Here is a 24,170-nt window from a genome sequence, read left to right as displayed (position 1 = left end):
CATAGTGATAATCGCTCGGCGATGTTGGTCAATCAGGTTGCAAACTTTGCCAGTGACTTTGCCACTCAAGTTGCAATTTCTGCCAGATTCATTAAGCTCGGTATTGACTATGCAACCGTTGTGGGCTCAAGAGGCATGCCTTCCGTTTCCGAGGTGGCGGTCACGCCGGTCGCCTTTATCCGCGCGATCACCGCCGCCTATCGACGCTACGGCCAAGACCCCGAACCCGCCCTGCGCCGGGCGCGGCTGACGCCGGAATTTTTGTTGGATCCGGCCAACCGGGTCACGGGCTGGCAAATGCAAACCCTGTTCGGCATCGCCATCAAGGAATTGGACGACGAGGCGCTGGGCTGGTTTTCGCGCCGCCTGCCGTGGGGCAGTTACGGGATGCTGTGCCGGGCGTCGCTCAGTTCGCCGACGCTGGAAATCGCCTTGAAGCGCTGGTGCCGCCACCACCGGCTGTTGGCAGACGACATCAGCCTGCATTTCAACGTCGATTTGGACGCGGCGACGGTCGCTATCGAGGTCCATCGGGACTTGGGCGAGATGGCCGAGTTCTGCTTTGCGACCCTGTTTCGCTACGTTCTGGGTTATGCGTGCTGGTTGATCAATTCGCGGATTCCGCTGCTGGAAACCGGTTTTCCCTTTCCGGTTCCGGAACACCTCGGCGTTTATCAGACCCTGTTCCCCGGCCCGCTGCACTTCGAAGCGCCGGTCGCCCGATTGAGTTTCGATCCGCAATACGCCGCGCTGTCGGTGCGGCGCGACGACCGCGCCTTAAACAAGATGTTGCAGCAAGCGTTGCCTCTGACCCTGTTTCCCTACCGGCGGGATCGCTTGCTGGTGCAGCGGGTGCGGGAGCTGTTGAAAGCGCAACCGGAAGGCGGACACACTGGAGAATCCATCGCCAGAGCATTGCATGTGTCACCCCGCACTTTGCACCGGCAGTTGCGGGATGAAGGCGCGTCGGTGCAGGCGTTGAAGGATGAAGCGCGGCGGGAGCGGGCGGTCGAATTGCTCCATCGCACGTCCAAGCCGATCAAGCAAATCGCGCGGGCGGTGGGTTTTCTCAGCGAAAAGAGTTTTTCGCGCGCGTTCAAGCACTGGACCGGAGCCACGCCGGAGTCGTTTCGGGACAACGGCCGAGATTTCGGCGCGTGACGGTCGATGAAAACGGACAATCTGTTTTATCGAATCTTCAGTACTTTGCCGACGCTGGCTTTGGAATTGGCCGGCGTTACGGTCGCCAATCCCGCCGGCTACGGCTTTCGCGCCGAGGAGGTGAAACAAACGGCTTTCCGGCTAGACGGCCTGCTGATCCCGCCGACCGACGATCCGGCCGCGCCGCTGATTTTTCTGGAAGCGCAAGCTCAGCCCGACGAGGATTTTTACGGCCGGTTCTTCTCGGAAATCTTTTTGTACTTGTACCGCTGCAAGCCTCGGCCGCTCTGGCGGGCGCTGGTGCTGTACCCGCGCCGCGCCATCGAGCGGCTGGATCCCTGTTATGGTTCGCTGTTAGCCTTGCCGGAGGTACGGCGGGTTTATCTGGAGGATTTGGCGGCGGTCGCCGCGCCGAGCCTCGGTTTGCAATTGCTGCAATTGTTGGTCGCCGCGCCCCAGGCCGCCGCCGAACAAGCGCACCGTTTGACGCGGCAGCTTCGAGCGGCCGGCAAACCCTCGACCTTGCCTTTGGTCGAGGTTTTGGATTTGATCGAAACGATTCTGGTCTATCGTTTACCCAAGCTGACCCGTCAGGAGATTCAAGCCATGCTCGGATTTACTCACGCCGATTTGAAGAAAAGCGTCTTTTATCAAGAGGTGTTTGCCGAAGGTCGGCAGGAAGGTCGGCAGGAAGGTCGGCAGGAAGGTCGGCAGGAAGGCCGCCAAGAGGGCCGCCAAGAAGGTCGGCAAGAGGAATGTGTGGCGTTGATTTCAAGGCAGTTACAACGCCGCTTCGGCCGGGTGCCGGTCAAGCACGCCCGCAAGATTCGCCGTCTGCCACTGAAGATTGCCGAAAGTCTGGCGGAAGCCTTGCTCGATTTTCAGACGGTGGACGATCTGGCGGCTTGGTTAGACGTTCACGCCGATCCGGCGGCCTGATGGCTCGGTTGGGTAAGTAGCGGCGCGCGGTGGACATGCAGTTAGACACTCTGACCGACGCTATCGGCGTCCGGCATGAACCCGTAACCGCGCCGGCGCGGATCGTGTCGCTCGTTCCGAGCATCACCGAGTTGCTGTTCGTGTTGAAGTTGGGCGATCAATTGGTGGGCCGCACCCATTATTGTGTTCATCCGCCGCATTTGGTGGCGAAATTGCCGAGTGTCGGCGGCACCAAGAAAGTTCGTTACGCCCGCTTGCAAGCGCTGCAACCGACGCATGTCATCGTGAATGTCGATGAGAATCCGCGCGAGTTGGCGGAACGGTTGATGGCCGACGGCTATAAGGTCATCGTGACGCATCCGCTGACCCCGGAAGACAACGTGCCGCTGTATCGGTTGATCGGGGGAATTTTCAACCGAACGGCGGAGGCGGAGGCTCTGGCTGGGCGGTTCGAGCGAACCTTGGCAGAGTTACGACAAGCGGTTTGGCCTCAGAGGCGGGTGCTGTATTTGATCTGGCGCAAGCCGTGGATGGGGATCAGCCGCGAGACTTATATTTCCAAAATGTTGGGGTTAGTGGGTTGGGAGACCTTGCCGGTCGAATCCGAAGCGCGTTATCCGAAGTTGGAAATCACTCCGACGCTGTTGGGTTCGGTCGATCTAGTTCTATTCAGCAGCGAACCGTATCGGTTTGTGCCGGAGGATTTAGAAACCTTCGCTCGCGATTATGATTGTCCGCTGGAAAAATTGCGGCTGATCGACGGGGAAATGAGTTCGTGGTATGGCAGCCGGGCGATTCAGGGATTGCAGTATTTGCAGCAATTGGTACGCGAATATTGATGTGATGAAATTGTGGAAGGTAATGCATTCCACTTATCTGTGGCTTTTGAACCTAATAAACCGCACTTCTCCAGCATAATCGACTTGTACAGCTGATTCTTGCATCAGCTTCAGCACCTGCCGGCCTTCATACCGCGAGTACCGGCACCAATTAACGGAAAAGCAATAGAGCGATAGCCGTTTTGTTGGGCTAGGATCAGGGCATTACGGACGCAGTTACGAATAGCGGTTTCTGAGGTCATCCACAGCATATTAAGACCGGCGACATGAATGATAGCTTTAAATGGCAAGTGTCCTGCACTCGTAATGACCGCTCCACCCAGCGGAATGATTCCGAAACGGTTTAATTCGCGGAAAGGCTGATAGCCTGCGCGTCGTTTGATGGCTCCTGAAACACCTTGTGACCATAAAAGCCACCAAGGAATGAAGTTACGATTCCAGGCATTGACGATAACCTCAACATCTTGATCCAACAAATCACCTTCAGTCACAGTCAGATGCATAGTACAAGCATTCGTCAGAAAATAACCACGCGATTACGACCCTGCATCTTGGCGCTATAGAGCGCGTTATCCGCTCGATCAAGCGCCGCTTCAGCGCTTAAGTCTTCAGCATGAAACTCACTTAAGCCGATGCTGACGCTTGCGTTAGTTCCAGTGATATTTAACTCGCAAAATGTGCAGGCCGCTTGTTCTCTAATTCTTTCAGCCATGCGGTAAGCATGTTGTACGTCAGTTTGAGGCAATAGCACGACAAATTCATCTCCGCCAAAACGTGCTGGCAAATCGGTCGTGCGCAGTTCCTTTTTGCAAACGTTGGCGAGCGCAATGATGACCTTATCGCCAATCAAGTGGCCATGATGATCATTGATGTTCTTAAGATAATCGATATCAAAGGCCAAGATGGCAGTTGGAATGCGGTAGCGTGTATACAGATCATGATGACTTTTCATGCTCTGTATGAGTTTACGGCGATTGGCTAATCCAGTCAGTGGATCGGTTTCACTCTGTTCTCGTAGCTGTTCCTCTAAGCGATGACGAGCGGTGATGTTACTTGCTACCCACAATACGGCTTCTTCTCCATCTACGCGAAAATTGAGTTTCTGAATACGGCCTTCAAACCAGATGGATTCTGCTGGGCCTTCAGCATTTAAGCCCTTAATATCATTTCCAGCAAGGCCGTATTCGACAATCTGTAAACCATTGCTGTCTAAGGTCTTTTCAATACAACTGAGAATCCAGGCGGCCCTTTCTTGATCTACTACTTCGGTAATGAAACGGCCAACAAGATTGGTACCGTCATGGTAATAGCGGGAATCCGAGCCACCAAAGACGGCGACATAGCGTCCGCTGCGCGTGAGAATAAAGGTGGGGTCCGGCAAAGCCGCCAAAACGGCCAAGATCTGCTCAGGGATAAACATGGTCATTAATGGTATTCGGGAATGCCGGAAATAGGCGATAGAAAGAATTCACGAACTGTAGCCTTGAGATAGCGACGGATAATACCTATAAGTGTAATCCACTGAAGCTCTAGCGCTTCATAATACTCCCCAACACCCCTCTTAAAATCTGCTTCCCTAATTGATTGCCTGCGGTGCGCAGGGTGGATTTCGCCATCGCCTCTAAGGCCCCTTGGCGGCGACTGGTGCCAAACAGCCAATCTTTCACTAAACCACCAATACCTTCATCTTCCTGGGTAGCCGCTTTAGCCTTGGCTTTTGGTTCCGCAATTGCCATTGCTTCCGCACGTTGCTGAAGCCGTTCATGAGCCGATTCCCGATTGACGGCCGTATCGTATTTACCGCCAATCGGCGAAAGTTGCCGCACACTGGCCCGTTCCTGTTCGCTGATGGCGCCGATCCGGCAATGCGGCGGCACGATCAACGTCCGTTCCACCGGCAACGGTACACCACCTTCTTGCAAAGTCGTCACCAGCGCCTCACCGACGCCAAGCTGGGTGATGATCTCCGCCACATTCAAGCGCTTGTTTGGCGGGAAGGTTTCAGCAGCCGTTCTGACCGCTTTCTGATCGCGTGGGGTGAAGGCGCGCAAGGCATGTTGCAGGCGATTACCCAGTTGGCCCAGCACCTGATCCGGCACGTCATCGGGCAATTGCGAGATAAAATAGACGCCGACGCCTTTGGAACGGATCAAGCGCACCACCTGTTCGATCCGTTGGCGCAACGAATCGGGCGCATCCGCGAACAACAAATGCGCCTCATCGAAGAAAAACACCAGTTTCGGCACCTCGACATCACCCACTTCCGGCAAATTCTCGAACAACTCCGACAACATCCACAGCAGGAACGTGGCGTATAAGCGTGGTTTATGAATCAGCGATTCAGCCGCCAGAACATTGACCACGCCCCGCCCGGTCAGATCGCGGCGCATAAAATCCGCCAGATCAAGCGCCGGTTCGCCAAAGAATTGATCGCCGCCTTCCTGCTCCAGGCACAGCACCGCCCGCTGAATCGCACCAATGGATTGGGTACTGACCAGACCGTATTTGCCGGAAATCTCCTTGGCGTTCTCACTGACAAAAGCCAGCATCGAGCGCAGATCATCCAGATCAAGCAACAGCAGCCCGTTATCATCAGCGACCTTGAACGCCACTGTCAGCACCCCTTCCTGGGTGTCGTTTAGCTCGAACACGCGCGCCAACAGAGGTGCGCCCATCTCCGAAATCGTGGTGCGCACCGGATGACCGTTCTTGCCGTACAAATCCCAAAACACCACCGGATTAGCCTGCGCCGACCAGTCCTTGACGCCCAGTTTTTTGAGTCGATTCTGCACCTTGTCACTGGCTTGGCCAGGCTGACTTAGGCCCGCCAGATCGCCTTTGACATCGGCCAGGAATACCGGCACGCCCAAGCGCGAAAAGCCTTCCGCCAACACCATCAACGATACCGATTTGCCGGTTCCGGTGGCTCCAGCGATCAGACCGTGGCGGTTGGCGTACTTGCCGAGCAGGTAAACGTCCTGGTCGCCTTTGCCTACATAGATATCGTTCATGGCCGTGTCTCTGTGAAAGGGGGTGGTGGCGGGTGGGCTAGAGCTTGTGAGTTTCCGGGGTCAAGCCATGGTCTCGATACCGCCGGAACCGCTCGCGCGATTTCGCCAATACCTCCGGGCTTTGATCCACTAACTCGACCACCCGCTCAAAACGTGCAAAATCTTCCGGCAGTTCGTTGCTGAAATTAATCAGCACCTGCGCGTGGCGGTCGGGCGCTAAGCGGGTGCCGATCAGGATCGGCGAATCGTTCTCACCGGTCAGCGGGTAGCGTTCGTGCGGGATGAAGCTGTCCTGCCGGAAGGTCCACAGCAGATCATCCAGTGCCGCCGCCTGGGCTTCGGAGGCGGCGAGAACGTACAGGGTATGGCCCAGATGGTAGGCTTTGTCGATCAAACGGCAGGCCAATAGCACGCGGCCATTATCTTTTTGATCGGGCAGGACGTAGAAATCGACGCGCGTCACGTCATGATTTCTCTTTGGTTTCAGCCGCCCGATCCAGTAAATACTGGGTCAATAATGGCACGGGCCGACCGGTTGCGCCCTTGGCCTTGCCGGTTTTCCAGGCAGTGCCAGCGATGTCCAGATGCGCCCAATGGAACTTCTTGGTGAAGCGTGACAGGAAACAAGCTCCCATGATCGCGCCGCCATCCCGGCTACCTGAAATATTGGCGATATCGGCGAAATTGCTGTCGAGTCCTTCCTGATAGTCGTCCCACAGCGGCAGTTCCCACGCCCGATCATAAGCAGCCTGACCGGCAGCGAGCAGCGCATTAGCCAGCGGGGAATGATTGCTGAACAGGCCATGCGGATGCCGACCGAGCGCGATGATACAAGCGCCGGTCAACGTGGCGATGTCAATCACCGCCGCTGGTTCGTCGCGCTCGGCGTAGGTCAGGGCATCGCACAGGATCAAGCGACCCTCGGCGTCGGTGTTCAAAATTTCGATGGTCTGGCCGGATAGGCTGGTGACGATATCGCCTGGCCGACTGGCCCGACCCCCCGGCATATTTTCCACCGTCGGGATTAAACCGGTCACATTCAAGGGCAATTGCAACTCGGCGCAGGCCCGCAGCGTTCCCAATACGCTGGCGGCTCCACACATGTCGAATTTCATTTCGTCCATGCCCTCGCCGGGTTTTAGCGAGATGCCGCCGGTGTCGAAAGTCACCCCTTTGCCGACCAGCACATAAGGTTTTGCCGGCGCCGGTCCTTGTCGATAATCGAGCCGGATCAGTTTGGCCGGTTGCGCGCTGCCCCGCGTCACCGACAGCAGCGCGCCCATACCCAACTGTTCCATGTCAGCTTCTTCCAGTATCTTGACGCGCAGGGTCCGAAAAGCCTGCGCTAAGGCCAGGGCTTGTTCAGCCAGATAAGTCGGGGTACAGATATTGGCCGGCAGATTGCCCAAGTCCTTGGCCAAGGCACTACCAGCGGCAATCGCCACGCCCTCGTTGATGGCTTGTTCGGCTGACGGCAGTTCCCGCCGACCAGGTACGCTGAGTATAATCTTGCGTAATGGTCGGCGGGCCGGGTCTTTTTTGCTTTTAAGCTGATCGAAGCGGTATTGCGCCGTTTCAACGGCTTCTACCATCTGCCGAATCTTCCAGTTAAGATCGCGGCCCCGTACCGCCAGATCGGTGAGATAAATGGTCGCATCGGCGGCACCGGTCTCGTTGAGCGTGGTCGCAACATGGGCGGCAATTTTATGGAAGCGGCGGTCGTCGATTTCGCGTTCCCGGCCGCAGCCGATCAGCAGTACCCGCTCGCAGGAGGCGTTAGGAATATTGAACAGCAAGAGTGACTGGCCCGGTTTGCCTTCCAGGTCGCCCCGGCGTAGTAAGGTACTGAGATAACCGCCACAGGCAGTGTCAAACTGTTCGGCGGCTGAGGTCAGGCGCCGCGATTCATAGATGCCGAGTACTAAGCAAGCGGTACGTTGTTTTTCTGGGGTGCCGCTTTTGACCGAAAATTCCATCGGTAGGCTACTCCTCTGATCGACGGGGGTTCCCGCATGGAAACCAGGTAACAAATTTTAATGAGTTTAGCGAGAAACCGTGCCGTCTCACAGTCGTACCCCAGATAGCTCACTAGCCGTGCCCTCTATCTCTATCATCGACCGTTATCTGATCCGTGAGATCGGCCTGACTTTCCTGGCAACCGTGCTGGTTCTGTTGGCAATGGTGCTGAGTCATCGGCTGGCAGGTTATTTAAGTAAAGCCGCCAGCGGACTCTTGGCACGGGATTCCATTTTTCTATTAATCGGATTACAGGCCAGTCATTTTTTGGTCGTGCTCATCCCTTTGGGGTTCCTGCTGAGCATCATGCTGACGCTGGGTCGCTTGTATCGCGACCATGAAATGACCGCCTTGGCAGCGTGCGGCTACGGTCCGCTATCCGTCTATCGAGCAGTTTTACTGCTGGCAGCACCGCTGGCATCCTTCACCGCTGTTCTCTCCTTAATGGTGGTGCCGCTGACGATGGATTGGCAGTTCGAAGTTTTGGCCAGGGCACGTAAGGAGGCGGAAGCTTCGATGTTCACACCGGGGACCTTCCGCGAGGTACTCAATGGCCGACATGTCGTTTATATCGGCGCCTTAGACGAGCGTGAACTGCGCCATGTGTTTATTCAAACCCGTGAGCCGGATGGCGATATCAGCATCACGACCGGTGAGCGCGGCCACCAGGAAACCGGCGAGGACGGTATCCGCCATATCGTCCTGGATCATGGCTATCGTTACCGGGGGACGCCCGGCCGGGGTGATTACGAAGTCTTACGCTTCGAACGTGGGACGGTGCGGGTGGATACGGCGCCGCCTCGGCAAGAGTGGCGTAACCGGGAAACGATTGCCACCTCGCAGTTGTGGAGTTCGAAAGAACCCGATCACATCGCCGAATTCCAAATGCGCCTTAATAGCCCAGTCCAAGTCCTGGTCATTGCCTTGTGGGCGCCTTTGCTGGCCCGATCTAAGCCGCGCGAGGGCCGCTATGGCCGGATTGTGGCCGGCGTGCTGATTTACGCGATCAATTTCAACCTGGTGGGAGTTGGCGAATCCTGGCTCAGCCACGGCATCATCGGCGCCGGACTCGGTTTGTGGTGGGTGCATGGTGTGTTCCTGCTACTTGGCCTTGGTCTATTGCTGCACCATTACGTTGGCAGTCGAGGTTTAGGGTTGTTGAACCCGGCACACTGGCGCGCTGGTCGCGCATGAGGATTCTGGATCGGTATATCTTCCGTACCGTCGCCAGTGCAACCTTAGTGGCGCTGCTGGTGTTGCTGCTGCTGGAATCCTTCCTCGGCTTGCTGGTGGAATTGGAGCAGGTCGGCAAGAACCACTACGATTTCGCGGCGATTATCCGTTACCTTCTCCTGGTGCAGCCGCAGCGCTTATACGAACTCTTTCCGATGGCGTTGCTGGTTGGCGGCTTGCTGGGGATGGGTGCCCTGGCTAGTGGCAGTGAGTTGATCGTCATGCGGGCGGCTGGTGTATCGCTCACTCGGCTAACCCGTTCCGCCCTACAAGCGGGGTTTCTGCTCAGCTTGGTGGTGTTGGCTATCGGCGAGTTCGTCGCGCCGCCATTGGAGCAAATAGCCAGCGAGCAGCGCGCGACGGCGAAGAGTGAGGGTATGGCTATTCGCGGTGGTCGGGGTTTTTGGGCACGCGATGGCGATTACTTTATCCATGTGCGGGCGGTGCTACCTGGCATCCGTTTGGTGGACATTCACATTTTCAAGATCGGGCCGCAGGATCAGCTAGAGGCGGTGACAGCTGCTCAAGGAGCGCGTTATCAGGAAGGCCGTTGGGTTTTAGAGGGTATAGACCGCAGTACCTTAAGTGATGATAGGGTACATAGCGAGCGGTTGAATGACTTGGCGTTGGTTTCGGAGATCAGCCCCAAGGTACTGGATGTGTTGGCAGCGAATCCCAACGACTTGTCGATTCGGGATCTGTGGGTTTATGTCGGTTATCTGGAGCGCAACGGTTTGGATGCTGCGAGCCACCGGCTGGCCCTGTGGCGTAAACTCCTGGCACCGCTTACCTATCTGGCCATGCTCGTTGTCGGTATGCCGTTCGTATTTGGCCCGCAACGCTCGGCCGGTACCGGTCAGCGCCTGCTGATCGGCCTCTTACTCGGCCTGGCGTTTTTTCTAGTCAATTATTTGTTGGGCAATGTGGTGCTGTTGTATGGCTATCCGCCACTGCTGGGCGCGATTTTGCCATCGTTATTGTTTTTGGGTGCCGGTTTCCTGGCCTTGAATCGCTTGCGATGAACGGCTGGTGCGCTTGGGCAGCATTAACAATTCGGTGGATGAAACCTGATCAGGCAGGCGCAGCGCCTGGATCATGATCAAGGAGAGCAAGCCGGCACTCAGACTTAGTACGGTTGCCCCCAGCGCCCGGTGTAGGTAGAGCAGGGGCGCGAGCCAAAGGCCACCGACGAGGAAACGCGCCAGCGCTTGCCACCAACCGATCCCGTTGCCATCGTACCGCCGCACCTGAATCCGCCAGGCACGCATTCCCAGGGTTTGGCCACCATGGACCCAAAACCCACCGTAGAAGAGAAAGCAGACCAGCAACAAATACATGGAAAAGAAGGGGTTGCTCCGTAGCGGGTCATGGAGCGTAACGGTTTCCCCGCCCCACACGGCGACCGCTATCGCCAGAGCCAGGGCGCTGGCGACCAACAACACGCCCGCCAACAGCAGGCTATCGTAAAGAATCGCCGCCAACCGGCGGGGCAAGCGGGCGCGCGGGAGCGGCAAAGCCGGCGGTACGTCGGCAGCGGATGCCGGTGGGTTGGCAGGATCAAGGGTCACATCAGGCCCCGGCATACGTCGCTACCAAAAGAACCCAGGCTGATCAGTGATCACGAGCCGCCCGGCGCTTTTTGGGCCGTGGTTTGCTGGAGTGCTCGCTGCTTGCCTTGTCAGAAGGGTTCACGGTGGGTGAGGTTGGCGCGCTGGCGGTCGTTTGAGCGGCGGCTTTTTTATCACCACCCGAATCGCTGGCGACGGATTTTTTCTCACCGGCCGCTTTCGTCTTGGTGCTATCGGTAGTGACGACCGGTGGTGGGGTTAAAATCGATTCACCGCTGGTGGAGCGAGGGCTGCCCAGCCAACGGTTGATTTCCGCCATGTCCACTTCCGCCAATTGCCCTGCGGCTTGCCGTAGCGACAGATAATTGGTGATGTAGGTGTAGCGGGCATTGGCGTAATTGCGTTCGGCAAGATAGAGATTACGCTCGGCATCCAGCACATCGCCGATGGTGCGGGTGCCGACCTCATAACCGGCCTGATTGGCTTCCAACGCGCTACGGGTGGAGGTGCGAGTCTGATCAAACGCCTTGATCTGGCTGATGGCAGTTTCCTGCCCACGATAGGCGTTGCGCACAGTGCGGATGATTTCGCGCTGCTGATTTTCAAATGTTTGCCGAGCCGCTTCGTATTTATAGGCGGCCTCGCGCGAGCGTGAGGATACCGCTCCGCCACTGTAGAGCGGAATGGTCAGCGCCAGATTGATCTGACTGCTGGCCGTGTTGCTGTTGAGGCCGTTATCGGTATCGAACCGGCTGACCCGCAAATCCACGGTCGGATAATGCGCGGCTTTTTGTAATTTGATGTTTTCTCTCGCCTGATCGACCTCGAATCCGGCACTGCGCAAAGCCAGATTATTTTCCAGTGCCATGCGTACCCATGCGTCGGGATCGTGCGGTTCGGGTAGCGCCAGCGGCATCCGCTCGGTTAGGGCCTGGAGTTGTGCATAGTCCTCGCCGGTTAGTTGGCGCAACAGCTCGCGCGCGGCTGCCAGTTTATTGGTGCCATCGATCTCCTGGGAGACGGCGATATCGAAGCGGGCCTGCGCGTCATACACATCGGTGATGGTCGCCAGTCCGACTTCGAAGCGCCGGGTGGCTTGCTCTAACTGACGCGCAAACGCATTCTTTTCGGCGATGGCGTAGGTGAGGTTATCCAACGCTGCCAGTACCCCGAAATAACCCTCGGCGACCCGTAACGCCAGGCTGTTGCGGGTATTGCCGAGGTTGACATCCGCTTGGCCGGCGGTCGCTTCCGCCAGCCGCTCTCTGACATGATGGCTACGGTTATAAAGGGGTTGTACCAGGCTGACGCCGTAGGTGTGACTGTCGAGCGATGACGGCCCTGGGCCGGCGCCTTCGATCCCGAAGGCATGGCCTTGCTCCAGGGTCGCTCCGACAGTCGGGAGAGATAAAGCCCGCGCCTGTGGAGTGGCTTCCTGAGCCGCTTCGCGATTGGCCACCGCTGCCTTAAGGATCGGATCGTTTTCTTCGGCCTGGCGGTAAACTTGCAACAAGTCCTCCGCTGCCGCCGACCAGCTACACGACGCGGCGATGATCCCGGCTAACATCAGACGCTGGAGCTTGATCATGACTGAAAGAGTTTCCCTCAGATATTAGTAAACGCTAATATACCAGAGAGCCGAAACGGCAGGGAACCGCTTAGCGCCGTGATCGTCTGCTTTGATGGATGCCTAGAAGACGAATTTTTTTGCCGGAGCCGCATTGCGCAGAGGCGCCAGATCAGTCTCAAACAGGCTTTCCTGAACCCATTCACGCTCACCGACCCGGGTGATCAGCAACGCTTGTAGAGCCGGCGCTTTGCCTGCGACCACGAACAAGCGCCCTCCCAGACTCAGACTCTGCCGCCATTCATCGGTAACGGTTGCGACCGAGCCGGTCAAGGCAATGGCGTTGTAGCGGTGGGCGCCCCAGCTCTGGCTGGCATCCCCGCTGTGCAGAACGATATTGCTGAAGCTATGCGCCTTGAGCTTGTGACGTGCGGTTTCGGTGAATTCTGGGACGATATCGACGCTGACGACGTTGTTTGCTAGCCGCGCCAGGCAGGCGGTCAAAAACCCGCTGCCGGTGCCGACCTCCAGCACGTTATCGGCCGGTTGCACCGCGAGCGCTTGCAAGAGGCGGGCTTCCAGATTGGGTTTCATCATAAATTCCCCATGACCCAAGGGAATGGCGACATCACTGAAGGCCACATTGTGGTAGCGTTCCGGCACGAATGCTTCGCGGGGTACACCGGCGAGGGTATCCAACACCCGCTGATCCAGGACCTCCCAAGGCCGGATCTGCTGTTCGATCATGTTGTGGCGGGCAAGTTCGAGATTGAATGCGGTCATGTTCGGGTCCTGTCAGCGTTTAGCGGTGTTCTTAGGAGTACGGTGAAGACCACGGGAACGAAATTCCCCTCCCGGTTCAGGGGTGTCCCATTCTAGCACAGGGCTTTTTGATGACGACGGCTTACAAGAAAGTTGCTCCGACTGAAAAGAGCCGTTCGACCTCCGGTACCCGCTTCTTGTCGATAAGAAACAGAATCACATGGTCGTCGGCTTCGATGACCGTATCGTGGTGACCGATGACAACCTCATCGCCGCGCGCGATGGCGCCGATGGTCGTGCCCGGCGGCAAACGGATTTCCTCAATCCGCCGGCCGACGACTTTCGAGGTTTTGTAGTCGCCATGCGCGATGGCTTCAATCGCCTCAGCCGCGCCGCGCCGCAGCGAATGCACCTTCACCACATCACCGCGCCGTACATGGGTGAGCAAGCTGCCGATGGTGGCTTGTTGCGGCGAAATGGCGACATCAATGATGCCAGAGGATTCGACCAGTTCGACGTAAGACAGAAGATTGATCAGCGCCATGACCTTACGGGCACCCATGCGCTTGGCCTGCATGGCCGAGAGGATATTGGCCTCATCGTCATTGGTGACGGCACAATACACATCAACGTGCTCGATATTTTCCTGCCGCAGCAAGTTCTCATCAGCGGCATCGCCGTGCAGGACGATGGCTCGATCCAACTGTTCGGATAACCGCTTGGCGGTGACGGGGTTACGTTCGATGACCTTAACCTGGAAACGGTCTTCCATCCCTTGCGCCAAGCGGGCACCGATATGGCCACCGCCGGCGATGATGATGCGCTTGACCGTCCGATCCAGCTTGCGTAGCTCTGAAACGATCACGCGGGTATTCTTGCGGGCGGCGATCAAAAACACTTCATCATCGGCTTCGATCACCGTGTCACCTTCGGGGATGATCGCGCTGCCCCGGCGAAAGATGGCTGCTACCCGCGTGTCGATACCTGGCATCCGCTCCGGCAAGGTACGCAACGCCTGGCCAATCAGGGCGCTCCCCTCATAAGCTCGCACGCCCACCAGGCGCACTTGGCCTTCGGCAAAATCCAATACCTGAAGCGCGCCGGGGTGCTCGATGATCCGCTGGATGTAGTCAGTCACCAGTTGTTCGGGACTGATCATCACGTCTACCGGTAGCGCGTCGTCCTTGAAGAGCTGCTCGCGATAGAGGGTATAACTACCGGATCGTATCCGTGCGATCTTGGTGGGGGTGTTAAACAGCGTGTGCGCGATCTGGCAGGCGATCATGTTGGTTTCATCGCTGTCGGTCAACGCGACCAGCATATCGGCGTCGGCGGTACCGGCCTGCTCCAGAACGGTCGGATAAGACGCTGGGCCGCGCACCGTGCGGATGTCGAGCCGATCTTGCAACGCTTGCAGGCGCTCGGCGTTGGCATCGACCACGGTCACGTCGTTAGCTTCACTGGCCAAAATGTGGGCGACTGAACCGCCCACCTGACCGGCGCCGAGAATCACGATCTTCACAGGCTTTCCTCATTCATCGAGCGCTTTCTTGGGGTCGATGCCCAACGCGCGCAGCTTACGGTAGAGATTGGTGCGTTCCATCCCAACCCGATCCGCCAAGCGAGCGACGTTGCCCTCGCATTCACGGAACTGTTGCATGAGATAGGTGCGCTCGAACTGTTCCCGCGCTTCCCGTAGTGGCAGGTTTAACGGGATGGTGCCGACCTCCTGGTTTTTAACGGCAGTGATGCCGCGCACGGCGGCGTCTACTTCGTCCAGGGTGATCTCTTCTTCACCGCCCAGGATCAGCAGGCGCTGCACCAGGTTTTTAAGTTCGCGGATATTGCCGGGCCAATTGTAGTTGCGCATCCGATTTTGCGCGGCCAGGGTGAAATGACGATAGGTCAATCCTTCCTGATCGACGAAATAGCCGACGTAATAATTCAGCAATTCCGGCACATCCTCAATGTGATCGCGCAGCGGGGGCAGCTTGATCGGCACCACGTTGAGCTGATAGTACAGATCCTCGCGAAAATGCCCCACTGCGACTTCTTGCTCCAAATCACGATGGGTGGCAGCGGCCACGCGCACGTTAACCCGAACCGGTTCCTTGCCGCCGATGCGCAAGAAAGAGCCGTTTTCCAGGGCGCTGGCGAGTTTGGCCTGCGCTTCGAGATCCATATCGGCCAGTTCATCCAAAAATAGCGTGCCGCCGCTGGCCTGCTCCAGACGTCCGTAATGCACCCGGTCGCCCTGCTCGGAGCCGAACAACTCCAGGCTGGCGTTTTCACGAGCGATGGAACCAACGCCGACATCAATGAACGGGCCGGCGCGGCGTGGGCTATGCGCGTGCAAAAAGCGAGCATAGACTTCTTTGCCAGTGCCGGGTTCGCCAAAGATCAGCACCGGAGCATCGTGTTGGGCGATGCGCAGAACTTGCGCACGAAGCCGTTGTACCACCTCGCTACGGCCGACCGGCTCGGCAATGATTCGCTGCTGGCGGCGCAGATTCAGGTTTTCCTTCGCCAGCCGATCCGCATCCAGCGCCCGCTCGACGGTTAACAACAGCTTGGCCATCGACAGCGGCTTTTCGATGAAATCGTAGGCGCCCAGGCGGGTGGCCTCCACTGCCGTTTCAACCGTGCCGTGCCCAGACATCATGATGACGGGGCAGGGGAGGTGATCACCTTCACTCCATTCCTTAAGCAAACTGATGCCGTCGGTATCCGGCATCCAGATATCCAGCAAGATCAAATCGGGGCGCTGGGCGCGACGGGCTTCCCGCGCGGCGGCGGCGTTTTGGGCCGTCGTGACCGCATAACCTTCATCTTCCAAAATATCTTTTACCAGGTCACGAATATCGGGTTCGTCATCGACGACCAGAATATAAGACGCGCTCATGCGTCGTCCTCCTTATCGGTATGATGCAACGGCGGGGCGGGCATGGGCGAAGCCTCGGCCTGCGCGGGATCGTGAAAAATCGGCAGGCGAACCGACACGCGGGCGCCGCCGTCCGCCGGGGTTTCCAGCTGAATCCAGCCGCCGTGCTCTTCGACGATTTTTTTGACTATCGCCAATCCTAATCCGGTTCCCTTGGGTTTGGTAGTCACATAAGGCTCAAAGGCGCTGGCCAGGATATGATTCGGGAAGCCGGGGCCGTTGTCGCGCACGCTCAGCTCGATGCAATCCGCTCCGGCAACGTGTTCGCGGCGGGAACTGACCCACAGCGTAGATCCCTGGCCGTCGCGCATGGCTTCGATGGCATTCTTGACCAGGTTATGCAGCAGTTGCCGTAGACGGCCATTATCCCCATTGATGAGCAAAGGCTCTGGCGCTAACTCAAGCTTGATTTCTACGCCGGCCGGGTAGTCACGATACAGGTAAAGGACTTCGGTGATGAATTCGTTGAGTTCTAGCGGAGCCAGTTGCAGGCGTGGTGATCGGGCATACTCGTTGAAGGCATCGACCATTTCCTTCATGGCTTGTACCTGTTGGACGATGGTGTGAGTACCGCGTTCCAGGACTTTACCTTGTTCCTCGTCGAACAGTTTCAAATACTTGTGCCGGATGCGCTCGGCGGCCAACTGGATAGGCGTCAGCGGGTTTTTGATCTCGTGGGCTAGGCGCCGCGCCACTTCAGTCCAGGCGGCTTCGCGCTCGGCCCGCACCAGGTTGGTGATATCGTCGAAGACGATGACATGGCCACCCCGCAGGCCTACTGCGTCCGGCAAAGCGCTGCCCCGACACATCAGGATGCGGCGACCGGTCGCGCCGAACCAGGGAATTTCTTCGCGCCAGTCGCCGGTCGTTTCCAAATGCGGGCCGATAGCGGCGATAAAGTCCTGTAGAAGCGGTTGCGTCTGTGCGATCCATTGCGGATTGCCACCGAGATAATCATCTAATTTCACACCAAGTAACTGGCTAGCAGCCGTATTGCATGTCTGTAGATGGCCCCCTTGGTCGATGATGACCACCCCCGATGACAGCCGGGCCAGCACGGTTTCCAGATACGCCCGCTGGCTTTCCACCAAGGCTTGGCTGCGCTGTGCCGCATCGCGCGCCTGAGCCAGATTACGGGTCATCTCGTTGAAGGATTCCACAAGAAATCCCAACTCATCGCTGCCGGCACCGGCCAGTTGTTTGTTGAATTGGCCGGCGGCGACGGCTTGGGTTCCATCCGCCAATTCCCGCAGTGGTCGCACCAGTCGCCGCGCTGTATAAAACGCAGCCCAGAAGGCGGCCAGCACCGCAAACAGCAGAGCGAGCGAGAGCGTCAGCGTGAAGCTGACCTTGAGTGGCGCCCGCAGAAACGTCAGCTCTCGATAACTATCAAACGCGGCCTGGACCGCATCGGCTAATAGGCTCAAACGGTCAGTCACCGGGACTAAAGCTTGCAACAGCCGCTCTTCGTTGCCCACGCGACCGGCTGAGACCACGACACGAATATGAAAACCGGTTTCGCCGGTTGGCTCCAAACCGACGTAAGCACGGCCTTGGCGAACTTGCAGCAGGACGGTTTCCGGCGGAGAGTGCGGCAGCATGGCCATGGGGTCCATCGTGGCGGTGGCAATGATGCGGCCGCCCTGACCGAAGAGGGTCAGTTCGGAGGCCTCGCCCAGATCAAGCTGGGCGTCCAGTTGGCGGCCAAGCTGCTCGCTGTCGCTATCCAGCATCCTTTCAGCAGTTCGGGCAGTTTGCTTGAGCACCTCACGCATCCGCAAATCCAACGCGGTTCGGCTGAGTTCAAGTGCGTCTTCCAGACCACGATCCACCTGAACGTTGAACCAGCTATCGATGCCGCGTTGCAAAAAATGCAGCGAGAAACCATAGACCAAGGCTACCGGAGTGATGGCCAGCAGCGCGAAAATCCCGGCCAGGCGCAGGGTCAGCCGCGAGCCGGGCACACGATGGCGGTACAGGCGGATCAGACCAACCAGGTTGTACAGGATCAGGATAGCCAGCGCTGCAAGCCCGACGGCGCTGACCAGCAACAGCCAGGAGTACATTTTGCCAAACTGGGCTGAATTGGTAGTGGCGCGACCCATCAACACTAAGAGCACAAGCAGCAAGCCCAGCAGCAGAATCGTGGGGGCCAGTCCCTGACCTCTGGCCAGCCGGCGGATCAAAGCGGCCATGTGTACCAATCACTCGTCAGGCGCCAATCATCGGAGAGATAGGCAAGCACCCGTAGCGGCACCGGCAGGGATTCGATATCGAGCCAAGCCCGCAGCGCGCCTTCATAGCGTTCGTTGGGCGATAACAACCCTTTATCTAAAAAAGGAAAGTCATGGATTTGCCCGATGAATTGCAATGCAGCGTTTCCGGTGGGGAAGCCCCGACGCTCACCGCTGTTGAGGTTATTGACCAGATACTGTCGACTAAGGGTGTGATACTCCAGCCGAAAGCGCTGGCTTAGGCTGTAAACCGTTTCATCCCATGCCCAGGACCGTCGGCGGCGAACCGCCATTTCGATTTCGACGGTCAGCGGTACCCCGTTTTGCATCGCGTCCAGTGCGGGCTTGCTGAAATGGTACTCAATCCGCGCACTGAGCCGGTAAAGACCACTGTCTAGCTTGGTGGAGGCGGAGATGACCTCAAAACCGCCCGCCCAGGCCCCAGAGAGATTTAGCAAACCCAAGAGTAGCCACAACAGAGGGGCGACACCAAGTCGTTGAGCGTGCTGCCTAACAATGGGCATGGCTACGCTCCTGAAGATGAGGCCGGCTTGGCCAAGAAAGCGTAGTAGAAACCGTCCATACCAGAGTCGCCAGGCAACGTTTGGCGGCCGTGGGCTAGGGCACGCCCCCAACTCGCTGTGATCGGCCGCTCGCTGGCGTCTGGCTGAGCGGCGAGAAAAGCCATGATGACCCGCTCGTTTTCCTGACGGAGGACTGAGCAGGTGACATACAGCAAGCACCCGCCAGGCCGTAGCAGCGGCCAGAGTGCGGTGAGCAGCGCGCCCTGTTGGGCTACCAGCGCGGCGATATCGCTCTCGCGCCGCAACAGCTTGATATCGGGATGTCGGCGAATCACTCCCGTGGCCGAACAGGGTGCATCCAACAGAATCCGGTCGAACAGATCGCCATCCCACCAGGTGGTAGGGTGAGCGGCATCGCCGGTTATCAGGTGCGCGTCCAATCGCAAGCGGTGCAGATTGGCGCGCAGTGGTTCCATCCGACCGGCGTTTTGCTCCAAAGCGACCAGCCGAAGGTGTGGTTCGTACTCCAACAGGTGGCCGGTTTTGCCGCCAGGAGCCGCGCAAGCATCTAGCACACGTTGTCCAGGGTGAAGATCGAGCAGCGGTGCGGCCAATTGAGCGGCGGCATCTTGCACCGACACCCAACCGGTATCGAATTCTGGTATGGCAGCCGTTTCCAGAGGCTCAGATAGAATCAGGGCTGTCGGCACCCCAGGCACCGGTTGGGCGAGGCGCCCCGCTTCAGCTAATTTCAGTTGATAGCTGTCAAGATCGGTATGGCGCGGATTGACGCGCAGGGTACAAGGTGGCCGACGGTTATTGGCGGCAATGATCGTGGGCCAGTCGTCCGGCCAATCTTGCCGCAGTCGCTCCAGGAGCCAATGCGAATGTGCGCTCTGAGCCTCTGGGGTGCTTGCCAGAAGGCTTACTAATTCGGTACGACGCTTGAGAGCGGCACGCAATACCGCGTTAATGAGTCCTGCCGCCCAGGCTTTGCGTAACTGGCGGGCGGCGTTGACCGTTTCAGACACGGCCGCGTGATCGGGAACCCGCGAGTGCCACAGTTGGTAGAGGCCAATGAGTAGAAGCGCCCGAATTGTGGTTTCAGTCGTTGCCAACGGCCGCACCAGGAGATGGTTAAGCAGCCATTGCAGTTGGAAGTACCAGCGGCAAGTGCCATAGCAAAGTTCTTGCACCAACCCTCGGTCTTGCGGGGCAACCTGCTCCAGAGTAGCGGGTAGGGCTGTGGCGAGCGAGCGGCTTTCGCCCAAAACTTGCCCCATCGCGCGCGCAGCGGCGGCGCGAGGATTCATGCGGGACCCAGCCGTCGGCCGACCAGTCGGCGAGCGGTCAAAAACGCCGCGACCGGTAACGGCCGCCCTCCTGGGAGCTGCACTTTGGTCAGAGACAACACGCCGCTACCGCAGGCCACGCCAATACCGGTCGGCCCTTCGTGGACAACAGTTCCCGGCGGTGCGTCGCATGGCGATTCCTCGGCGCGCGCGCGCCAGATTCGCACGGTTTGCCCATCCAAATGAGTTTGGGCGACCGGATAGGGGTTAAAGGCCAGCACACGCCGTTCCAGCATTGGCGCTGGCTGAGTCCAATCGAGTTCAGTCTCGGCTTTTTCAAGTTTGGCGGCATAAGTAGCGCGGGTGTCGTCTTGCGGTTGCGGGATCAGGGTGCCGGCCAACAGACTCGGTAGTGTTTGCCTTAGAGTGATTGCACCCAACGCCGCTAAGTGATCATGTAATTCGCCGCCGGTCATGCCCGGCGGGATTGGGTATGACGCACGGGCATAGACCGGCCCGGTATCCAGTCCGGCTGCCATTTGCATGATGCAGATTCCCGTTTCGGTGTCACCTGCAAGAATCGCGCGCTGGATCGGCGCCGCGCCGCGCCAGCGTGGTAGTAGCGAGGCGTGGACATTGACGCAGCCCAATCGGGGTATCGCCAATACCGCCGGCGGTAGGATCAAGCCGTAAGCGGCCACGACCAGCAGATCAGGCGCCAGGGCGGCCAGCTCAGCCTGAACACCCGGATCGCGTAAGCTGGTAGGCTGATAAACCGGCATACCGGCAGCCAGCGCCTGGATTTTCACCGGGCTGGGCGCTAAGCGACGGCCGCGTCCAGCGGGGCGATCCGGCTGAGTATAGACGGCGATGGGCGGGTGGTCGGTTTCCAGTAGAGCGCGCAAGCTCGACACGGCAAAATCCGGGGTGCCGGCGAAAATCAGGCGCGCGGCAACCCTGCTCATACGCAGTATGGCAGAACTAATGCGTTGCTGACCGATGAAGGCCGGCTGGTCCGAGCGGATCGGGCCTTCAGGAGAATCGGCTGGTCGAATTTGCTCATCATCAATACAATCAAGACGTGCGAGTTTCCTGCCGGGCTTGTTTTTCCAGCTTCTTTCTAATGCGATCCCGCTTTAGCGTCGATAAATAATCGACAAAGAGTTTGCCGTTCAGGTGATCAATTTCATGCTGGATGCACACCGCCAGCAAGCCGGTGGCATCCAGCTCAAACGGCTCGCCAGCGCGATCCAGCGCGCTAACGCGCACCCATTGCGCCCGTTCGACCGTTTCGTAGAAGCCGGGTACCGACAGACAACCCTCCTCGGACTCGGCTGCGCCTTCCCGTTCCAGCAGGGTTGGATTGATAAAGACCAGTGGCCGATTTTTCTCCTCGGATACGTCCATCACGATGATTCGCTTCTGCACATTGACCTGAGTGGCGGCCAAACCCACTCCCGGCGCCGCATACATCGTGTCCAGCATGTCGTCGATCAGGGCGCGCACGCCGTCATCGACGGTTTCCACCGCCAATCCTGGCCTGCGCAGCCGAGGATCGGGATAATGCAATATCGTCAATTGTGCCATGGTAACCCCGCGAACCAGACTGTTTGAGCGTTCAATCGCCTTTCATGCGGAAATCATACGAGAAACTCCGCTGTGGGAGCTATACTTTGCGCGATGGGGGTGATCCGCTACACTCCCGCCCGTTCCTCCGAAGAATGAGCAAGGATTCATGAACATCACACGTCCCCTAAGGCATCTTGGGACCACCCTGTCCCTAGCGACTGCGGTCCTGCTCGGATCGTGCGCCCAAAGCCCGTTTCAGCCCGAAGCCGGCCCGACGATCATTGACGAACCGCCGCCGGCGGTATCGGGAGCACCTGGACCGGCCGGTCCCAGAGTCGGACCACCCCTAGGACCTGGACTTGGCTTACCCGCCGGACAAGCCCCCATTGCGCTGCGGCCTGATCACCCACAAACTTATACCGTGGTACCGGGTGATACGTTATGGTCCATCGCGTCTCGGTTTCTGAAAAATCCGTGGCAGTGGCGGCAAATCTGGCGAAAGAATCAGCAAATTCGTAACCCGCACCGGATCTATCCGGGTGATGTATTGCGCTTCAGTTACGATCCCGCCGGCAATCCCCAATTGGAAATTGGCCAGCGCGAAGAAGTTCCGCTCCTGAAACTGGTGCCAGAGGTGCGCGTCGAAAGCTTAGTGGAGCCGATTCCACCCGTGCCGCGCGCTGCTATCGAGTCGTTCCTGGCCCGTGGCCAGATTCTCGGCGCGGCTGATTGGCAAAAGCTGCCTTATATCTTAGCCGACGACGACGACCAGGCCATCTATGCTGACCGCGACCGGGTATACGCGCGCGGCGCTGACTTCGATCAATCGCGCTATCAAGTATTTCGGGTCGGTGAGGAATTGCGCGAACCCGGTTCTGGCCGCTCCTTGGGCGTCTCCGGCGTTTACCTTGGGGAGGCGGTCTTAGAGCGAGCCGAAGATCCGGCTACCTTTGTTCTGGCCAAGACCATCGCCCCCGTGCGGGCCGGTGATCGTCTAGTCGAGATCGAAGAAGATAAGGAAGTCTATAGCTTTGAGCCGCATCCGGTACCGCCGGATACGCAAGGCACCATTATTGCCCGCTTGAATACGGATGTAACCCAAATCACGCAGTACAGCAGTGTAGTCGTTAACTTGGGTGCCCAGGAAGGGATGGAGCCTGGCCATGTCTTGGCGATTTTCGGCAAGGACCGCAAAGTAGAAGACCCGGTATCCGGCGGTAGCGTGCGAATACCGGGCGAGCGGGCCGGTTTGCTGATGATCTACAAAGTCCACGATCTTGTGAGCTACGGGTTGGTGATGCAGGCCGAGCGCAGTATCCGGATGCAAGATCGGGTATTGACCCCCTGAGCCAGGAAGCCGCCCGTTCAGCGGCTGACCCGGCCTGGTTACTCGCGCTGTTGCGGGCGCCAGGCATTGGTCCGGCGCGCTCTGCGCGGCTGCTGGAACATTTTGGTTCGGCCGCCGCTGCGCTGGCGGCTGATCGTGCAGAATGGGCGCAGTTGGGAATGCCCGCTGCGGCGCTTGATTATCTGCGCACGCCCGATTGGCGGCGGGTCGAGCAGGATCTCGCCTGGTTGGAACGACCCGGCAATCATCTGCTCCCTGTGAATGACGGGCGCTATCCCCCACTCTTGCGGGAAATTCCCCAAGCCCCTCCCGTGCTGTTCGTGCATGGCGATCCAGATTGTCTGCGGGTGCCGCAACTGGCGGTGGTCGGCACCCGCAATCCCACTCCGTCGGGCAAAGAAACTGCCCGGCAGTTTGCGGCTCATCTCGCCGGGGCTGGCATGATCATTACCAGCGGATTGGCGCTCGGTATTGATGCTGCCGCTCATCAGGGCGCATTGGCAGGCGGTGGCCGTACCATCGCAGTGATGGGTACCAGCCTGGATCAGGTGTATCCGGCCAAGCACCGGGACTTGGCGCGCGCTATTGCTGAACGCGGGGCGTTGGTTTCCGAACTACCCACCGGTACGCCGGCACTGGCGGAGAATTTTCCGCGCCGCAATCGCCTGATCAGCGGTTTGGCGTTGGGAGTGTTAGTGGTAGAGGCGGCGCTGCAAAGCGGCTCGTTGATTACCGCCCGGCTGGCGCTTGATCAGGGCCGCGAAGTGTTTGCCATTCCCGGTTCGATTCACAATCCGCTGGCGAAGGGGTGCCATGCGCTGATCCGACAGGGCGCAAAACTGGTGGAGACCGCCAATGACATTGTGGAAGAGTTGGGTGCCCTCGCGGCGGTCAATGGGGAAGAACGACCCAGTGTGACTGCCACACCCAGTGCAATGGAGCCGTTGGATGCGGATTACCGCCAACTGTTGGCCGCCATGGGAGACGCGCCCGTTGGGGTCGATGTCTTGGTGGAGCGGTGCGGATTGACGGCGGAAGTGGTTTCCTCCATGCTGCTCATTTTGGAGTTGGAAGGTCATACGGTTGCGGTTCCCGGTGGTTTGTATTGCCGCCTCAAGCCCGGATGACGGTGCCTCAAGGAGTGATGGCCTCACACCCTCGGCCCG

General features: G+C 58.5%; 21 protein-coding genes and 1 pseudogene. 7 read left to right on the top strand and 15 right to left on the bottom strand.

The window, feature by feature from the left end; all coding sequences use genetic code 11:
* The first annotated feature begins 135 nt into the window (after window positions 1-135).
* The 3 genes from BN873_RS00950 to BN873_RS00940 are packed head-to-tail and all read left to right on the top strand — an operon-like array spanning window position 136 to window position 2,939.
* Window positions 136-1,161 carry an AraC family transcriptional regulator gene (locus tag BN873_RS00950; RefSeq protein WP_048670111.1) on the top strand — a complete coding sequence of 342 codons (1,026 nt, stop codon included), beginning with the start codon at window positions 136-138 and terminating at the stop codon, window positions 1,159-1,161.
* A 6-nt stretch (window positions 1,162-1,167) separates the two neighbouring features.
* Window positions 1,168-2,100, top strand: coding sequence for a DUF2887 domain-containing protein (locus tag BN873_RS00945; protein ID WP_048670023.1), 933 nt, complete (start codon window positions 1,168-1,170; stop codon window positions 2,098-2,100).
* A gap of 35 nt (window positions 2,101-2,135) precedes the next feature.
* Window positions 2,136-2,939 carry a helical backbone metal receptor gene (locus tag BN873_RS00940; RefSeq protein WP_082161011.1) on the top strand — a complete coding sequence of 268 codons (804 nt, stop codon included), beginning with the start codon at window positions 2,136-2,138 and terminating at the stop codon, window positions 2,937-2,939.
* Window positions 2,940-2,972: 33 nt separating this feature from the next.
* Here BN873_RS00940 and BN873_RS00935 read toward each other — a convergent pair.
* The 5 genes and pseudogenes from BN873_RS00935 to BN873_RS00915 form a co-directional block, all read right to left on the bottom strand.
* Window positions 2,973-3,442, bottom strand: a pseudogene (locus BN873_RS00935) (macro domain-containing protein).
* A 14-nt stretch (window positions 3,443-3,456) separates the two neighbouring features.
* Window positions 3,457-4,365 carry a GGDEF domain-containing protein gene (locus tag BN873_RS00930; RefSeq protein ID WP_320411691.1) on the bottom strand — a complete coding sequence of 303 codons (909 nt, stop codon included), beginning with the start codon at window positions 4,363-4,365 and terminating at the stop codon, window positions 3,457-3,459.
* Between the two features lie 103 nt (window positions 4,366-4,468).
* Window positions 4,469-5,950: a helicase HerA-like domain-containing protein gene (locus BN873_RS00925; protein WP_048670021.1), complete on the bottom strand. Its 1,482-nt coding sequence runs from the start codon at window positions 5,948-5,950 to the stop codon at window positions 4,469-4,471.
* 37 nt (window positions 5,951-5,987) lie between these two features.
* The gene (locus tag BN873_RS00920; protein WP_048670020.1) at window positions 5,988-6,413 is read right to left on the bottom strand and encodes a DNA polymerase III subunit chi; all 426 of its coding nucleotides are present in this window, start codon (window positions 6,411-6,413) and stop codon (window positions 5,988-5,990) included.
* 1 nt (window position 6,414) lies between these two features.
* Window positions 6,415-7,926 carry a leucyl aminopeptidase gene (locus tag BN873_RS00915; protein WP_048670018.1) on the bottom strand — a complete coding sequence of 504 codons (1,512 nt, stop codon included), beginning with the start codon at window positions 7,924-7,926 and terminating at the stop codon, window positions 6,415-6,417.
* A 118-nt stretch (window positions 7,927-8,044) separates the two neighbouring features.
* Here BN873_RS00915 and lptF point away from each other — a divergent pair, with 118 nt between their 5' ends.
* Both lptF and lptG read left to right on the top strand, forming a co-directional pair.
* The gene (lptF, locus tag BN873_RS00910; protein ID WP_048670017.1) at window positions 8,045-9,160 is read left to right on the top strand and encodes an LPS export ABC transporter permease LptF; all 1,116 of its coding nucleotides are present in this window, start codon (window positions 8,045-8,047) and stop codon (window positions 9,158-9,160) included.
* Complete coding sequence (lptG, locus tag BN873_RS00905; RefSeq protein ID WP_048670015.1) at window positions 9,157-10,221, top strand: LPS export ABC transporter permease LptG; 1,065 nt, start codon at window positions 9,157-9,159, stop codon at window positions 10,219-10,221. The genes lptF and lptG overlap by 4 nt, the downstream gene beginning before the upstream one ends.
* Here lptG and BN873_RS18690 read toward each other — a convergent pair.
* The 10 genes from BN873_RS18690 to def all read right to left on the bottom strand — a co-directional run bounded on the left by BN873_RS18690 (window position 10,174) and on the right by def (window position 21,674).
* A complete protein-coding gene (locus BN873_RS18690; RefSeq protein ID WP_053085192.1) occupies window positions 10,174-10,782 on the bottom strand; it encodes an RDD family protein in 609 nt (202 codons plus the stop codon). The genes lptG and BN873_RS18690 overlap by 48 nt on opposite strands.
* Before the next feature lie 28 nt (window positions 10,783-10,810).
* Window positions 10,811-12,355 carry a TolC family outer membrane protein gene (locus BN873_RS00895; RefSeq protein ID WP_048670013.1) on the bottom strand — a complete coding sequence of 515 codons (1,545 nt, stop codon included), beginning with the start codon at window positions 12,353-12,355 and terminating at the stop codon, window positions 10,811-10,813.
* Between the two features lie 102 nt (window positions 12,356-12,457).
* Window positions 12,458-13,117, bottom strand: a complete 660-nt coding sequence (locus BN873_RS00890) for a protein-L-isoaspartate O-methyltransferase family protein (RefSeq protein WP_048670011.1) — start codon at window positions 13,115-13,117, stop codon at window positions 12,458-12,460.
* Window positions 13,118-13,238: 121 nt separating this feature from the next.
* Window positions 13,239-14,618 carry a Trk system potassium transporter TrkA gene (trkA, locus tag BN873_RS00885; RefSeq protein ID WP_048670010.1) on the bottom strand — a complete coding sequence of 460 codons (1,380 nt, stop codon included), beginning with the start codon at window positions 14,616-14,618 and terminating at the stop codon, window positions 13,239-13,241.
* A 9-nt stretch (window positions 14,619-14,627) separates the two neighbouring features.
* Complete coding sequence (locus BN873_RS00880; RefSeq protein ID WP_048670009.1) at window positions 14,628-15,998, bottom strand: sigma-54-dependent transcriptional regulator; 1,371 nt, start codon at window positions 15,996-15,998, stop codon at window positions 14,628-14,630.
* A complete protein-coding gene (locus tag BN873_RS00875; RefSeq protein ID WP_048670008.1) occupies window positions 15,995-18,232 on the bottom strand; it encodes a sensor histidine kinase in 2,238 nt (745 codons plus the stop codon). Before BN873_RS00875 ends, BN873_RS00880 begins: the two co-directional genes overlap by 4 nt.
* Window positions 18,220-18,795: a DUF4390 domain-containing protein gene (locus tag BN873_RS00870; RefSeq protein ID WP_048670006.1), complete on the bottom strand. Its 576-nt coding sequence runs from the start codon at window positions 18,793-18,795 to the stop codon at window positions 18,220-18,222. Before BN873_RS00870 ends, BN873_RS00875 begins: the two co-directional genes overlap by 13 nt.
* 2 nt (window positions 18,796-18,797) lie before the next feature.
* The gene (gene rsmB, locus BN873_RS00865; RefSeq protein WP_048670005.1) at window positions 18,798-20,108 is read right to left on the bottom strand and encodes a 16S rRNA (cytosine(967)-C(5))-methyltransferase RsmB; all 1,311 of its coding nucleotides are present in this window, start codon (window positions 20,106-20,108) and stop codon (window positions 18,798-18,800) included.
* Window positions 20,105-21,052 (bottom strand): methionyl-tRNA formyltransferase, encoded by a 948-nt coding sequence (fmt, locus tag BN873_RS00860; protein WP_048670004.1) that lies wholly within the window; start codon window positions 21,050-21,052, stop codon window positions 20,105-20,107. The genes rsmB and fmt overlap by 4 nt, the downstream gene beginning before the upstream one ends.
* Before the next feature lie 109 nt (window positions 21,053-21,161).
* Window positions 21,162-21,674 (bottom strand): peptide deformylase, encoded by a 513-nt coding sequence (gene def / locus BN873_RS00855; protein ID WP_048670002.1) that lies wholly within the window; start codon window positions 21,672-21,674, stop codon window positions 21,162-21,164.
* Window positions 21,675-21,822: 148 nt separating this feature from the next.
* Between def and BN873_RS00850 the strand changes: the two genes are divergently transcribed.
* Together BN873_RS00850 and dprA are read left to right on the top strand one after the other, a co-directional pair.
* Window positions 21,823-23,004, top strand: coding sequence for a LysM peptidoglycan-binding domain-containing protein (locus tag BN873_RS00850; RefSeq protein WP_048670000.1), 1,182 nt, complete (start codon window positions 21,823-21,825; stop codon window positions 23,002-23,004).
* 50 nt (window positions 23,005-23,054) lie between these two features.
* On the top strand, window positions 23,055-24,131 hold the full coding sequence (gene dprA / locus BN873_RS00845) for a DNA-processing protein DprA (protein ID WP_242434334.1): 1,077 nt from the start codon (window positions 23,055-23,057) through the stop codon (window positions 24,129-24,131).
* Window positions 24,132-24,170 lie beyond the last annotated feature (39 nt).

It is taken from the genome of Candidatus Competibacter denitrificans Run_A_D11 (genome assembly GCF_001051235.1).
GTDB lineage: Bacteria > Pseudomonadota > Gammaproteobacteria > Competibacterales > Competibacteraceae > Competibacter_A > Competibacter_A denitrificans.
The sequence above is the reverse complement of the archived record's forward strand: the minus strand, read 5'-3'. Positions and strand labels throughout refer to the sequence as shown.